This is a genomic window from Luteibacter sp. OK325 (assembly GCF_003050935.1).
GTDB lineage: Bacteria > Pseudomonadota > Gammaproteobacteria > Xanthomonadales > Rhodanobacteraceae > Luteibacter.
Map to the genome: position 1 here is coordinate 462,720 of NZ_QAOX01000002.1, position 13,239 is coordinate 475,958.

Genomic DNA, 13,239 nt, shown 5'->3' on the forward strand with positions numbered 1-13,239 from the left:
TCGCCGATGAATCGGCTCCCACAAGGAGCTGAAAAGACCCGCCTGTGTGGGAGCCGCTTCAGCGGCGATGCCCCATGTGGGAGCCGCTTCAGCGGCGATGCCCCATGTGGGAGCCGCTTCAGCGGCGATGCTCTTTCTCAGGCAGCGATATCCTCAACCCACACATGCCCCGCCTGCATCAGCAACGCGCGTGCCGAATCCGGACCCCACGTACCCGCCTCGTAGCTATCCGGACCCGCAGCGTCCTCGCTCCAGCCCTCGAGGATCGGTGTGACCCACTGCCATGCGGCCTCGGTTTCGTCCTTACGCACGAACAGCGCCGGGCTGCCCTTGACCGCATCGAGCATCAGGCCTTCATAGGAATCGCGGTAACGAATGCGCTCGGGCTGGCCGAGCTTCGATAGCGCGTCCACTTCATCGAGCCCGAAGCTATTGCCCGGATGCTTGACGAACAACGGCAATGTGACGCTCTCGTTCGGCTGCACGCGAATCACCAGGCGGCTGCCCGGACGTGCTTCGCCGAACAGGCCGGGCTCACCGGTGCGGAACTGCACCACCACTTCAGTCACCTTCTCCGGCATGCGCTTGCCCGAGCGCAGGTAGAACGGCACACCCTGCCAACGCGGGTTGTCGATTTCCGCTTTCAACGCCACGAAGGTCTCCGTGTTGCTCTCGGTTTCGCCGGGAAGCTCCTGGCGATACGCCGGGACCGACTTGCCGCCCGTCGTACCTTGCACGTACTGGCCGCGGGCCACGTTGGCACGCAGGTTGTTGCGATCGAGCGGCTTGAGCGACTTCAGCACGCGAACCTTCTCGTCGCGGAGCGCGTCGGCATCGAGCGAACTCGGGCGTTCCATGGCGACCACGGTAAGCACCTGCAGCAGATGGTTCTGGATCATGTCGCGGAGCGCGCCGGAGCCGTCGTAGTAACCGCCGCGGCCTTCCAGGCCCACCGTTTCGGCCGCAGTGATCTGCACGTAGTCGATGGACTCACGGTCCCACATGCGCTCGAGCATCGGATTGGCGAAGCGCAGCGCGATGATGTTCTGCACCGCTTCCTTGCCCAGGTAATGGTCGATGCGGAAGATGCTGTTCTCCGGGAAGTAACGGCCCACGTTCTCGTTGACCTTGCGTGCGGTATCCAGGTCGGTGCCAATAGGCTTCTCGAGAACGATGCGCGAGGTCTCGCTGCGCAGGCCCTTTTCGGAAACGTTACGGGCAATCTCGCCGTAGAGATCCGGCGCGGTCGCCAGGTAGAACACCCGGACCCGACCCTCACCGGCGTTGGACTCGAGCAGACCCTTCAGCCCGTCCCAGTTACCGGTCGATTCGGCGCCGTTGAGGCTCACATAGTGAACCAGACGCAGGAACCGGTTTACCGTCGCGTCGGTCAGTTCGTCGGCGCGCACATGCTCGTCCAGCGCTTTGCGGGCGCGCTCACGGTACGTCTCATTGTCCAGCGGCGAGCGTGCCGTGCCGACAATCCGCGAGTCGCTGGTGATCTGGCCTTCGGCGAAACGGCGGTACAGCGCGGGCAACAACTTGCGCATGGTGAGGTCGCCGGTGGCGCCGAAGATAACGTAGTCGAAAGATTCGACGGGTTCGAGCTGGGTTGAAGTGGTCATGGTGAACGATTTCCGGGGAGGCACTAGACGGGTGAATGAATGCGGTGCGCCGGCGCCCTTTCAAGTGCCTCGATCCAAATGAATCTTGCGTGGGAGGCATAAGTGTTATGACCGGTCGCATATGACAGGTGGCGAGGGGGCGTCCCCATGCATGGGTGGAGCAACTCACACCAACCACCAGGAACACCGAATCATGAGCAAGCTGAAAGAGAAAGTCGCGGTCGTCACGGGCGCTTCCAAGGGCATCGGCGCCGCGATTGCCAAGTCGCTCGCCGCCGAAGGCGCCGCCGTGGTCGTCAACTACGCCTCGAGCAAGGCCGGCGCCGACAAGGTCGTCGCCGAGATCCAGGCCGCCGGTGGCAAGGCCGTCGCCGTCGGTGGCGACGTCTCGAAGCAGAAGGATGCCGAGGGCATCGTCAATGCCGCCATCGAGCACTTTGGCCGTCTGGACATCCTTGTGAACAATTCGGGTGTGTATGAATTCGCCTCGATCGACACGACGACCGAAGAACTGTTCCACCGTACCTTCAACGTCAACGTGCTCGGCGTGATCCAGGTGAGCCAGGCCGCTTCGAAGCACCTCGGCAAGGGCGGCAGCATCATCAACATCGGCTCGGCCGTGACTCGCATCACGCCCGCCGAGAGCGCCGTCTACACGGGCACCAAGGGTGCCGTCGACGCCATCACCGGCGTGCTCTCCCGCGAACTGGGCCCGCGCGGCATCCGCGTCAACTCCGTGAACCCGGGCATGGTCCAGACCGAAGGCACCGAAAGCGCCGGCTTCATCGGTTCGGACTTCGAGACCTGGGCCGCTGGCCAGACCCCGCTTGGCCGCATCGGCCAGGTCGGCGACATCGCACCGATCGTGACCTTCCTCGCTTCCGATGAAGCCGGCTGGCTGACCGGCGAGCTGATCGTTGCGTCGGGTGGTATGCGCTAAGCGTCAAAAGCATCGCCGCTGAAGCGGCTCCCACACAGAGCGACACCTCCTGTGGGAGCCGATTCATCGGCGATGCCCTTCGCTCCTGTGGGAGCCGATTCATCGGCGATGCCCTTCGGCTCAATCCCCCTCAGTCCGCCGAATCCCCCAACCCATAAAGCTCCGGGTGAAGAAACGGTGCCATCGCCAGCACCATGGCCTGCGTATAAGCGCTCTCACGCGTCGCATGCCCATTGGTGACCAGGCCGATCGCCCCACCCTGCTGCTTGATGTTGACCGTGCCGAACAGCCGGTCCATCACGTGTCCGAGTTCTTCGCCGTCCAGCAGCGACTCGTACACCGCCGGAGGCAGCGGCAGCCATGCGCTGCAGCCGACCGATACATAGCCCTGGCTGGCGATAGCCACATAGCCGAATGTTCCCGGTCCGTCCTCCGTCACGTCCACGCCGCCTTCCAGGGCGACGTAGAAGTCCGCATCTCCGTTCTGGCGACAGAAGTTCATCCGGTTGACCGCGCCTTCGCGTGTCTCAGCGGCTGTCATCGGCTGGTCGGGCACGCCGGATGGCGCATGCATGCCCTCGCATTCCAGCAGCCTGCCGGGGAACAGCGGCGCCAGTGCGTTACGCACGGCACCGACCTTGACCGGATTGCGCGAACCGACGAGCACGCGGATCGGCGCCGTATCTTGAGCGGACATCGACGGAAACCTGGTGGGGACGATCGTGATATTAGCAGCCGCGCTTCGCTCTTTAGAGTCGAAAACCGCCGACTACCTCTTCCAGCCTATGTGTCTGCTCTTCCATCGCTTTGGCTGCCGCGGCAGCTTCTTCGACGAGCGCCGCGTTCTGCTGGGTCATGTCGTCGAGTTGCGTCACGGTGCGACTGACCTCGTCGATACCCTGGCTCTGCTCCTGGCTGGCAGCCATGATCTCTTCCATGAAGGTGGCGACACCGGCGACGTTGCGGGTGAGTTCGTCCATGCTCGTGCCCGTGCGCTTGACCAGCTCGGCACCCAGCGCCACGTCTTCCGACGCCCCGGCGATCAGCGCCTTGATATCGCGGGCCGCCGACGCCGAGCTTTGCGCAAGGCTGCGTACTTCACCGGCGACCACGGCAAAGCCACGACCCTGCTCGCCCGCACGCGCCGCTTCCACCGCGGCATTCAGGGCAAGCAGGTTGGTCTGGAAGGCAATGCCGTCGATGACGCCGACGATGTCGGCGATCTTCGCCGAGGAGTCACTGATCGCGCCCATGGTCGTGACGACCTGGGCCACCACCTCGCTGCCGCGATGTGCCGCCGCGGCCGCATCGCGCGCAAGCGTGTTGGCCTGTTTGGCGTTGTCGGCATTCTGGCGCACGGTGGCCGTGAGCTCCTCCATCGAGGCGGCCGTTTCTTCCAGCGAACTTGCCTGTTCCTCGGTGCGTTGTGAGAGATCCATATTGCCGCTGGCGATCTGGGTCGCGGCGGAGGAGATCGCGGTGGAGCTCGCCTGCACGCGGCGCATCATGTCCTGAAGGCGTGCGATGAACCGGTTGAAGCTGTCGACGACGGCGTTGTACTCACTGCCACTGCCTGCCGGCAGGCGGCGCGAGAGATCGGCTTCACCGGAATTGAGCTCCTCGATGTTGACCTTCAGCGTGTCCAGCTGCTTCATCAGCAGACGAATGCCGAACACCAGCGCCGCCAGCAACAGTAGCGCCAGCGGCAGCTGCACCGCAGCCAGCTTGCCCATGATGCGGCTGCTGTCCTGCGTGAGCAGGCGTGTCGGCAGGCTGGTCGCGAGCACCCAGGGCGTACCGACGATCGGTCGCAGGAACAGCGTCTGCGATTCGCCGTCCAGGTAGTCGCGCTCCACCTGCTTCGCTTTGCCCAGCTCGGGCATGGCATCCTTCACCTGCGCGATCATCGGCGAGGTCGCCGCGAGATCGGCCAGCTTCTTCAGGACGATCTCGTCCTTGATGTACGTGGTGTTGCTGACGATCGTGCCGTTCGGCTCGACGATCAGGATCTGGCCGTGCACCTTGCCTTCCATGTCGGCGACGAGCCGGTTGAAGAAGCCCAGCGTCACGTCCACGGTGGATACACCGAAGACTTCGTCGCCCTTGTAGATCGTCATGGCGCAGTTCGTCCGCGGCTGTGCGCTGGCAGCATCCTTGTATGCATCCGCCCAGAGGCAGTGACCACGCGGGGCGGAAAGGCCGTTCTTGTACCAGCTCTGCTCCCAGTATTTCAGCGCATCGGACTGGTTCCAGTGCGTATTGACGACGAGGTTGCCGGTGGCGGCATCACGGGCGACGAAGGTGCTGTCGCGTTCCTTCGTCGGCTCGCGCTTGAACGGTAGCGGCCAGATACCGCCGCCGAACACGTCCTGGTCGCCGTACTGGTCGACCAGGCCAGGCTGCAACCGGTCGATCGACGCACTATCCATCAGCGCCACGGTCTGCGTGATGCTGCGCTGCTGCGCCTCGACCTGATGCAGCTTGTTGGTGATGGCCAGGCCGATCTCGTCCACGTTGCGACCGACCCGTTCGGCTTCGCTGCGGCGAAGGTCGGGCGTCACGTACAACCGGATCACGACGAAGGTCAGGACGACGAGCGCAAGAAAATACGCCAGGACGAAGGCGGTATACCTCGTCTGGGTGGAGCGGAAGAGATTCACGAAGGTTGCCGATCAGGTATGGGGAACACCCGTTACGGCGGGGCTTCGGGTTTCTTTAGGGAAAGGACGTTGTGGGAGCCGATTCATCGGCGATGGGGGCCTACGGCTTTCTCGCTTCGTTGGCTTTTCGCCGATGAATCGGCTCCCACATGTCCCTTTTCGCCGATGAATCGGCTCCCACATGTCCCTTTTCGCCGCTGAAGCGGCTCCCACATGTCCTGATGAAACTCAGCCCAGGGCTTTATCGACCATGGACTGGGCTTCCTCGAGCACCTTCGCCAGGTGTTCCTTGCCGCGGAAGCTCTCGCCGTACACCTTGTAGATGTCCTCGGTGCCCGACGGCCGGGCGGCGAACCACGCCTGGTCGGACATGACCTTGATGCCGCCGATGGCCTGGCCGTTGGCCTGGTTCACCACCGCGACGATCGGATCACCCGCCAGGGTCTTCGAGGTGACCTGCTCCGGCGCCAGTTTGGAGAGGCGCCCCTTCTGTGCGTGCGTGGCCGGCGCATCGATGCGCGCATTGGCCGGGTCACCGAGCTTTTCGGTGATCTCGCGGTAGATCTGGCCGGGGTCGCGACCCAGCTTCGCGGTCATCTCGCCGGCCAGCAGGGCGGCGGCTATGCCGTCCTTGTCGGTCGACCAGGCGGCCGCGTTCCGGGTCAGGAACGAGGCACCGGCGCTTTCCTCGCAGCCGAAGCCCAGGCTGCCGTCGAAGAGACCCGAGACGAAGTACTTGAAGCCCACGGGCACCTCGAGCAAGGGCCTGCCGAGATGCTTCGCGATGCGGTCGAGCAGGCCGGTGCTCACGGCGGTCTTGCCCACGGCGGCATCGTCGCGCCAGCCCGGACGATTCTGGAACAGGTACCAGGCCGCGGTGGCCAGGTAGTTGTTCGCCGGCATGAGCCCGGCGCTCGGTGCAACGACGCCATGGCGGTCATGGTCGGTGTCGCACGCAAAGGCAACGTCGAACTTGTCCTTCAGGCCGATCAGGCGCTGCATGGCATACGAGGACGATGGGTCCATGCGCACGCGGCCGTCCCAGTCCAGCGACATGAAGGAGAACGTCGGGTCCACTACATCACTGACCACGGTGAGGTTCAGTTTGTAGCGGTCGCCGATGGCTGCCCAATAGTGCACGCCGGCGCCGCCGAGTGGATCCACGCCCATGCGCACGTCGCTGCCGCCGATAAGGTCAAGGTCGAGCACATCGCCGAGGTCGTCGACATAACGCTGCAGGAAGTCGTACTCGATCGTGCTCGCCGCACCCTGCGCCTGCGCGAATGTCAGGCGCTTCACCTCGCGCAGGCTGCTCTCAATCAGGGCGTTGGCACGTGCGGCGATCCACGAGGTCGCATCGGTATCCGCGGGGCCACCGTGCGGTGGGTTGTACTTGATGCCACCACTCTCCGGCGGATTGTGCGACGGCGTGATCACGATGCCATCGGCCTTTCCGCGCTCACGGCCATGGTTGAACGCGAGGATAGCGTGGGAGACCGCGGGCGTCGGTGTGAACTCGCCGCCCTTGGAGACGTGCGTGACGACGTGATTGGCGGCAAGCACTTCGAGCGTGCTCTCGAAAGCGGGCTTCGACAAGGCATGGGTGTCGATGCCGACGAAGAGCGGGCCATCGATACCGGCCTGGGCACGGTAATCGCAGATCGCCTGGACCACGGCCCAGACGTGCCACTCGTTGAACGAGCGATCGAATGAGGAGCCACGATGACCGGAGGTGCCGAAAACCACACGCTGCTCGGGCACCGAGGGATCGGGCCGCAGGTCACGGTAAGCGGCAAGAAGCGCAGCGATGTCGACCGGCTGGATCTCAGTTGCGGGCTTGCCCGCGAGCGGACTGATCTTGGCACTCACCGAAGCTATCTCCTTGGGCGGTGCACGCACGGCACCTCGACCCGACATTGTAGGCCGCGCCGCTGAACGGAGTTGTCAATGTTTTCAGAATTCTTCCATGTCGCCTACGTCATCACGCCGCTATCGTGACGGCGGTCTCTCGCCCGCGAGTCCTAAAGCCGCAGCCGGTCGATGTATTCAAAGATTTCCGCATCCGTTTCGAGGCCGAGCTTGCGCATCGCATTGGTTTTCTGCTGACTGATGGTGGAGAGTCCCCGCCCGGTTTCCCGGGCGATGTCCGTCACACTATTGCCGCCGGCGAACAGGCGAAGGATCGTCACCTCGCGCGGCGACAGATCCGCCAGTGTTCCCGACTTTCCCATCGGCGTGCCCGGCGGCGCGCCGAGCAACGCCCGTACCGATGATCCGAGGTAGACATGGTTCGACACGATTTCCACCAACGCCTCCGGAATTTCCCGCGCATCGCCGGACTTGCCGATCAGCCCGAGCACACCCGTCGCGAGGATCTCCCGATAAAGCGCCGGATTGGCCAGGGTGGTAATGACCATCACGGGGAGTGCCGGAAACCGCCCGCGCAGCTCCGCAAGCAAGGCCAGGCCGTCACGGCCCGGTGCGGGCATGCTGAAGTCCGTAATCAGGGCATCGCAAGGGGTGTCGAGCAGCAGCGCGAGCAACTCGTCGGGCGACTGCGCCTCGCCCGCGATAGTGGCCAGGCCATCTTTGGCCAACGCCAGGCTGAGGCCTTTGAGCACGACGGGGTGATCGTCGGCCAGCATAACGCGGTACACCATGAGTGATCCTTTCCCGAGGGCGCGAAGTTGAGCACATCGCGTATCGGTACGCCAAGCTGGAGACACTATCTCGCACGCGTGACACGACTGTTCGGCAGCCTCGCGCGCCGCTTCGAACGGCTTCGTCCGGTCGACGACCTGCCAGCCCTGCTCGCCGAACTTGGTCGCCGTTATGCGCCGCTGGCCAGGGCCGACGAAACCGCGCTGGAACTGGACGTGGATCCCGCCGTGGCACCCGATCTGACCGGTGCGATGGATGAACTGGGAACGGTTCTGGGTAGCCTGCTCGAGCGCGCGATCGACGTCGCGGCGGGTGGTTACGTTGCCTTGCAGGTGGACCTCGTTGGCGAGACGCCGACCAGCCAGACGCTGCACCTGACCGTGGCCGACGATGGCCCTCCCACGCTGGCCACTGATCCGAAAATGCTCATACCGAAGACCTCGATCGAACGTCTCGGTGGCCACCTCCAGGTCGAGTCAGGGCCCGAGGTCGGCACGCGCGTCATCGTCGAACTGGCCTTCGCCATGCCACGACGCCTGCCACGTGTGGATATCGACGCACTGAGGTCAACCCTCGGAGGCCAGGCCGCCCTGGTCGAAGTGATCGCCGCGCTCGACCTGGCGCTCAGTCGCGACCTCACCGATCTCGAAAGGCTGCTTTCGGAAGGCGGCGTCGATCATCTGCAAGCGTGGCTGCACCGCGTTTCCGGTGTGCTCGGCATGGCCGAAGCCAGCGAACTGGCCCAGGCGGGGCTACTGCTGGAGTGCGACCTTGCCGACGGCCGCGGCGATGCGATCGACCGCGCGATCGGTAGCTTCGGCGAAGACGCCGCAGCCGTCCTGGCCCTGCTTCGCGACCACCGCGACGGCGATCGGCTATAGTTTCGGGGCCGTGAATACCCTTCCCGCCCTCGATGCCGCCGATCCACTTGGCGCTTTCCTACAGACGCATTCGCGACTGTTCGTGATCACCGGCGCGGGCATCAGTACGGACTCCGGCATTCCCGATTACCGCGATGTCCAAGGGGCCTGGAAACGCAGTCCGCCGATGACCTTGCAGGTGTTCATGAGCGGTCCGCCGGCGCGGGCGCGCTACTGGGCACGCGGCATGATCGGCTGGCGACACTTCGGCAGCGTGCAGCCGAACGTGGCCCATCGCGCGCTCGCCGCCATGGAGCATGCCGGGCGCATCGAACTGTTGCTCACCCAGAATGTAGACGGTCTGCACGAGGCGGCAGGCAGCATCAATGTCGTGGACCTGCACGGGCGGCTCGACCGCGTGCGCTGCATGCAGTGCGGGGATATCACGCGTCGCGACATCATGCAGGCGCGGCTCGAAGCGGCCAATCCGGACTGGCTGGATCTCCATGCCACCATCGCACCCGACGGCGACGCCGATCTCGACGGCGTGGACTTCTCCCGCTTCGACGTTCCCGCCTGCACCGTCTGCGGTGGCATTCTCAAGCCCGATGTCGTGTATTTCGGCGAGAACGTGCCGCGCGCGCGGGTCGACACCGCATGGGCGCATCTGGGCCGGGCGGATGCCATGCTCGTGGTCGGTTCGTCGCTGATGGTCTATTCGGGTTATCGCTTCGTGCTCGAAGCCTCCCGACGCGGGATACCTATCGCTTCGGTCAATCTCGGCGTGACGCGCGCCGATGCCTTGCTGACGCTGAAGATCGAGCAGTCCTGCGCCGAAGCGCTGGCATCCTACGCTTAACGGCGCGCGCGGAAGAACTGACGCAGCATCGCGCTGGCCGCTTCCGCTTCAAGGCCGCCCTGCACGTCGACCCGATGGTTGTGTCGATCGGAAACCAGCGTATCGAAGACACTGCCCGCCGCACCCGTCTTCGGATCCGTGGCGCCGAACACCACCCTGCCGACGCGCGCATGCACCATGGCCATCGCACACATGGCGCAGGGCTCCAGCGTCACGTACAGCGTGGACCCCGGAAAGCGATAGTTGGATACCGCCTGCCCCGCCGCGCGTAACGCCTGGATCTCGGCGTGTGCCGTTGGGTCGTTGAGGGTGATATTGCGATTCCAGCCTTCACCGACCGCCACGCCATCCACCACCAGCACGGCACCCACGGGTACTTCGCCTTCGGCATCGCGCGCGTGCCCGGCCAGCACGAGGGCACGCGCCATCCACGCACGGTCGGCGTCGGTGAAGGGGTCGGTCGGAACCGAAAGGTTGTCGGGTGTGATGGACAAGCAGGGCTTTCCGGATAAAGCGCGATTATCTCATGCGACCTGGCGTTGCACGATCCGCCAGAGCCGCTCGGCGTAGGCGGCCGCGTGTTCGGCCGGCACATTGGTCACGCCCAGCAGCAGTCCGCCGCGAGGTGCCACGCCCGTCGCGTACCAGGGCGACATCGGCAGCGGCGACAGGTCCTCGGCCAGCGCGGCCCGGGCCACGCTCACATCGTCCACGCCTTCGGGCAGATGCATGCGGATGGCAAGGGCGCCGGCTTCGTGTTCGATCCCAAGCCGGGTCAATGCGGCGCCGAGCGCATCGCGTCGCTCCGCGTACGCGCGCTTCATGCGCCGGAGATGACGCAGGTAATGGCCGTCGCGCATATAGGCTTCGACCGCCATCTGCACGGAGGGCGATGGCGCGGGATCCAGCGTGCCGACCACTTCGGTCACCGCCCCGATCGCAGCGGGCGGCACGACCAGATAACCCACCCGTATGGCGGGAGATATGGTCTTGCTGAAGGTACCGATGTGGATGACCCGCCGGTTATCCATCGAGGCTAGTGCGGGCGCGGCCCGCCGGCCGAGCTGGAGTTCGCCCAGATAGTCGTCTTCGACGATCCAGCGGTCGCCGGCATGGGCCCAGTCGAGCAAGGCATGGCGCCGGTCCAGCGAAAGCGTCACACCGAGCGGTGCCTGCTGGCCCGGCGTGACCAGGGCCAATCGGGCGTCCGGAGCACGCGCTATCCCGGCCGCTACGTCCAGGCCCTCGCCATCCACGGGCACCGACACGCACGACAGTCCCGCCCAGGCCGCGGCGGTCCGTGCGAAGGGGTAGCCGGGTTCCTCGACCCAGGCCTGGGCACCATGGAGCTGCAGCGCACGCATGGCGATACCGAAAGCCCCGGCGTAGCCGTTAGTCACGAACACCTGTGAGGGATGACACGCGAAGCCCCGCGCGACGGCCAGGTAGCCGGCGATCTCGGCGCGCAGCTTCGGCTCACCACGCCCATCGGGATAACCCACCGGCGTGGCCGCGGCTTCACGAGCCGCCTGCGCCAGCATCCGGGACCACAGGGCCGTGGGGAAAAGATCCGCCGCCGGCACACCGATCTGGAACGGCACGGGCTGCGTCGCACCGGTGGGAAAGGCGCGTAGCGTCTCGCGGACACGCGGCGCTTCGGGGTCCGGCCGCTTGGCGGGCGGACGCCGCGCGACGTGGGTGCCCGCGGCACCGGCCGCGATAATGAACTGCCCGTCGGAAAGGCGCTCATAGGCGGTGCGTACCGTCCCCCTCGCCACGCCCAGCTGGGCGGCGAGATCGTTCCAGGAAGGCAGACGGGCCCCGGGTGCGAGGCGTCCTTCGCGGATCGCGGCGCGGATGCCGTCCGCGATCTGCTCGGACAGCGACAGCCGCCCTGCGCGGTCGAGGGAAATGCCGAAGGAACCGTCCATGGACCGATGGTACATCGCAGGCACGCGTTCTTGGCTCTTTCGAGTGGCCCGTCAAGCTCACAGACTCTGGCCCATCCTAAAAAACATCCACGCCTGCCCGGAGTACATGCCATGAGCCACCGCATCGACTATATGAAGATCGCTCCCGACGCCATGAAAGGCTTTGTCGCCGTCTACGGCTACCTCGGGCAGAGTGGACTGGACAAGCACCTCATCGACCTCGTCTTCCTTCGGGTATCGCAGATCAACGGCTGTGCTTTCTGCATCGACATGCACTCGCAGGACATGCACAAACACGGCGTGCCCTTCGAGAAGCTGATCCTGACCGGTGCCTGGCGCGAATCAGGCGAGGTCTTCAGCCAGCGTGAAAAGGCCGCGCTGGCCTGGGCCGAGTCGGTCGCGCTGGTCGCGGACACCGGCGTGCCGGACGCTGACTACGACGCCGCCGTCGCCGAGTTCAGCGACAAGGAGCTCGCCGATCTCTCCACCGCGATCGCATTGATGAGCGCCTTCAACCGGATGGGGGTGGCCTTTCGTAATAAGCCGGTGACGGCTTCGGGGCTTGCCCGGGCGGCCTGAGCCTTCGCCACGCAATACCTTGCGGTTAGACCGTAGGTAGTGTGGCGGTGCGAGCAAGTTAGTACGACGCTTCCCGTGCCTGGCAGGGCGGGTCCGACCTCAGGGGAGCGATCATCATCATGGGCGTGCAGCCTCTCGATCCACAAGGTTTCTCAACGCACCGGATCAACCGGCTGCACCACGATTTCCATCACCACCCCCTGTTTCAGCTTCCGGAACTGGCGCGGCTGGCGAAGGAACTCATGCCCCTGGAAAAGTGCCGATTCATCAAGCCCGGCATGACCCAGGCCTCGGCGTTCCGCCATGATGCGCAGCATCCCGACGGACGCGATATCGACGAGGTCTTCGAGCGGATCGAAGAGACCGGCTCCTGGATAGCGCTCTACAACGTCGAGGCGATACCGCGCTACCGCGCCCTGCTCGAGGCCATCATCGATGGCGTGAGAGCGACCATCGAGCGCGAGCAACCGGGTATTTTCAACGTCACCGGTTTCATCTTCATCTCGGCGCCGCCCTCGGTGACGCCTTTCCATATCGATCGCGAGAACAACTTCTGGCTCCAGCTGCACGGCAGGAAGGTGCTGAGCGTCTGGGAGCCTTCCGACCGCGATGCCGTCACGGCCGCCCATGTGGAGGACTTCATCGTCAGCCACACGCTGCGCGACGTGAGGCTTAATGAATCGTCACGTGCATCGAGCCATGAGTTCGATAGCGGGCCCGGCGACGGTGTGTATTTCCCGACCACCTCACCGCACATGACACGCACCACCACGGACTGGGCGAAACCGGGCGACGGCGTATCCGTTTCCATCGGCGTCACCTTCTATACCAAGCACACGGTGCATCTCGCACGCGTGCACCAGTTCAATCGCGTGTGCAGAAAATACTTGCGGGTGACACCGGCCTACCCGGGCGCGTCACCGTGGCGCGATGCCGTGAAGGCGCCATTCGGCCTCGCGCTGGCCATCTCCCGGCAATGGACCCTTCGCGCCCTGACCTTCTGGCAGGGACTGAAGGCGCACAAACGCCCCGAGGAAGGATGGTTGGGCGAGAAGGCCCCGCCCGGCTCGTATTGAGTTAAGCGCCTTAGCACCGCTCGTTACAATTGAACCCGAAATTTTCTT

12 protein-coding genes are annotated in these 13,239 nt (G+C 64.9%); 5 read left to right on the plus strand and 7 right to left on the minus strand.

Annotated elements, in window-relative coordinates:
* Nucleotides 1–137: 137 nt before the first annotated feature.
* The gene (zwf, locus tag C8J98_RS05875; RefSeq protein ID WP_107911827.1) at nucleotides 138–1,625 is read right to left on the minus strand and encodes a glucose-6-phosphate dehydrogenase; all 1,488 of its coding nucleotides are present in this window, start codon (nucleotides 1,623–1,625) and stop codon (nucleotides 138–140) included.
* A 193-nt stretch (nucleotides 1,626–1,818) separates the two neighbouring features.
* Here zwf and C8J98_RS05880 point away from each other — a divergent pair, with 193 nt between their 5' ends.
* The gene (locus C8J98_RS05880; RefSeq protein ID WP_107911829.1) at nucleotides 1,819–2,565 is read left to right on the plus strand and encodes a glucose 1-dehydrogenase; all 747 of its coding nucleotides are present in this window, start codon (nucleotides 1,819–1,821) and stop codon (nucleotides 2,563–2,565) included.
* Nucleotides 2,566–2,695: 130 nt separating this feature from the next.
* Here C8J98_RS05880 and yjjX read toward each other — a convergent pair whose 3' ends face one another.
* From yjjX to C8J98_RS21915, 4 genes are all read right to left on the minus strand, one after another.
* Complete coding sequence (gene yjjX, locus C8J98_RS05885) at nucleotides 2,696–3,262, minus strand: inosine/xanthosine triphosphatase (RefSeq protein WP_107911831.1); 567 nt, start codon at nucleotides 3,260–3,262, stop codon at nucleotides 2,696–2,698.
* A 52-nt stretch (nucleotides 3,263–3,314) separates the two neighbouring features.
* Complete coding sequence (locus C8J98_RS22555) at nucleotides 3,315–4,994, minus strand: methyl-accepting chemotaxis protein (protein ID WP_343125717.1); 1,680 nt, start codon at nucleotides 4,992–4,994, stop codon at nucleotides 3,315–3,317.
* A gap of 459 nt (nucleotides 4,995–5,453) precedes the next feature.
* Entirely contained in the window at nucleotides 5,454–7,094 is a 1,641-nt protein-coding gene (pgm, locus tag C8J98_RS05895) for a phosphoglucomutase (alpha-D-glucose-1,6-bisphosphate-dependent) (RefSeq protein ID WP_107911834.1), read from the minus strand.
* Between the two features lie 152 nt (nucleotides 7,095–7,246).
* Nucleotides 7,247–7,870 (minus strand): response regulator transcription factor, encoded by a 624-nt coding sequence (locus C8J98_RS21915; RefSeq protein WP_158272613.1) that lies wholly within the window; start codon nucleotides 7,868–7,870, stop codon nucleotides 7,247–7,249.
* A gap of 42 nt (nucleotides 7,871–7,912) precedes the next feature.
* On the opposite strand from C8J98_RS21915, the gene C8J98_RS21920 reads away from it, so the two are divergent.
* Together C8J98_RS21920 and C8J98_RS05905 are read left to right on the plus strand one after the other, a co-directional pair.
* On the plus strand, nucleotides 7,913–8,767 hold the full coding sequence (locus C8J98_RS21920; RefSeq protein ID WP_146171549.1) for a HAMP domain-containing histidine kinase: 855 nt from the start codon (nucleotides 7,913–7,915) through the stop codon (nucleotides 8,765–8,767).
* A gap of 10 nt (nucleotides 8,768–8,777) precedes the next feature.
* Complete coding sequence (locus tag C8J98_RS05905) at nucleotides 8,778–9,605, plus strand: NAD-dependent protein deacetylase (RefSeq protein WP_343125716.1); 828 nt, start codon at nucleotides 8,778–8,780, stop codon at nucleotides 9,603–9,605.
* Here the strand turns inward: C8J98_RS05905 and tadA are convergent.
* Together tadA and C8J98_RS05915 are read right to left on the minus strand one after the other, a co-directional pair.
* The gene (gene tadA, locus C8J98_RS05910) at nucleotides 9,602–10,093 is read right to left on the minus strand and encodes a tRNA adenosine(34) deaminase TadA (RefSeq protein WP_343125718.1); all 492 of its coding nucleotides are present in this window, start codon (nucleotides 10,091–10,093) and stop codon (nucleotides 9,602–9,604) included. The genes C8J98_RS05905 and tadA overlap by 4 nt on opposite strands.
* Nucleotides 10,094–10,129: 36 nt before the next feature.
* Complete coding sequence (locus tag C8J98_RS05915; protein WP_107912616.1) at nucleotides 10,130–11,536, minus strand: PLP-dependent aminotransferase family protein; 1,407 nt, start codon at nucleotides 11,534–11,536, stop codon at nucleotides 10,130–10,132.
* A gap of 111 nt (nucleotides 11,537–11,647) precedes the next feature.
* Here C8J98_RS05915 and C8J98_RS05920 point away from each other — a divergent pair, with 111 nt between their 5' ends.
* Together C8J98_RS05920 and C8J98_RS05925 are read left to right on the plus strand one after the other, a co-directional pair.
* On the plus strand, nucleotides 11,648–12,115 hold the full coding sequence (locus C8J98_RS05920) for a carboxymuconolactone decarboxylase family protein (protein ID WP_107911839.1): 468 nt from the start codon (nucleotides 11,648–11,650) through the stop codon (nucleotides 12,113–12,115).
* A gap of 119 nt (nucleotides 12,116–12,234) precedes the next feature.
* Nucleotides 12,235–13,191 (plus strand): cupin domain-containing protein, encoded by a 957-nt coding sequence (locus C8J98_RS05925; RefSeq protein WP_107911841.1) that lies wholly within the window; start codon nucleotides 12,235–12,237, stop codon nucleotides 13,189–13,191.
* The last annotated feature ends 48 nt before the right edge of the window (nucleotides 13,192–13,239 follow it).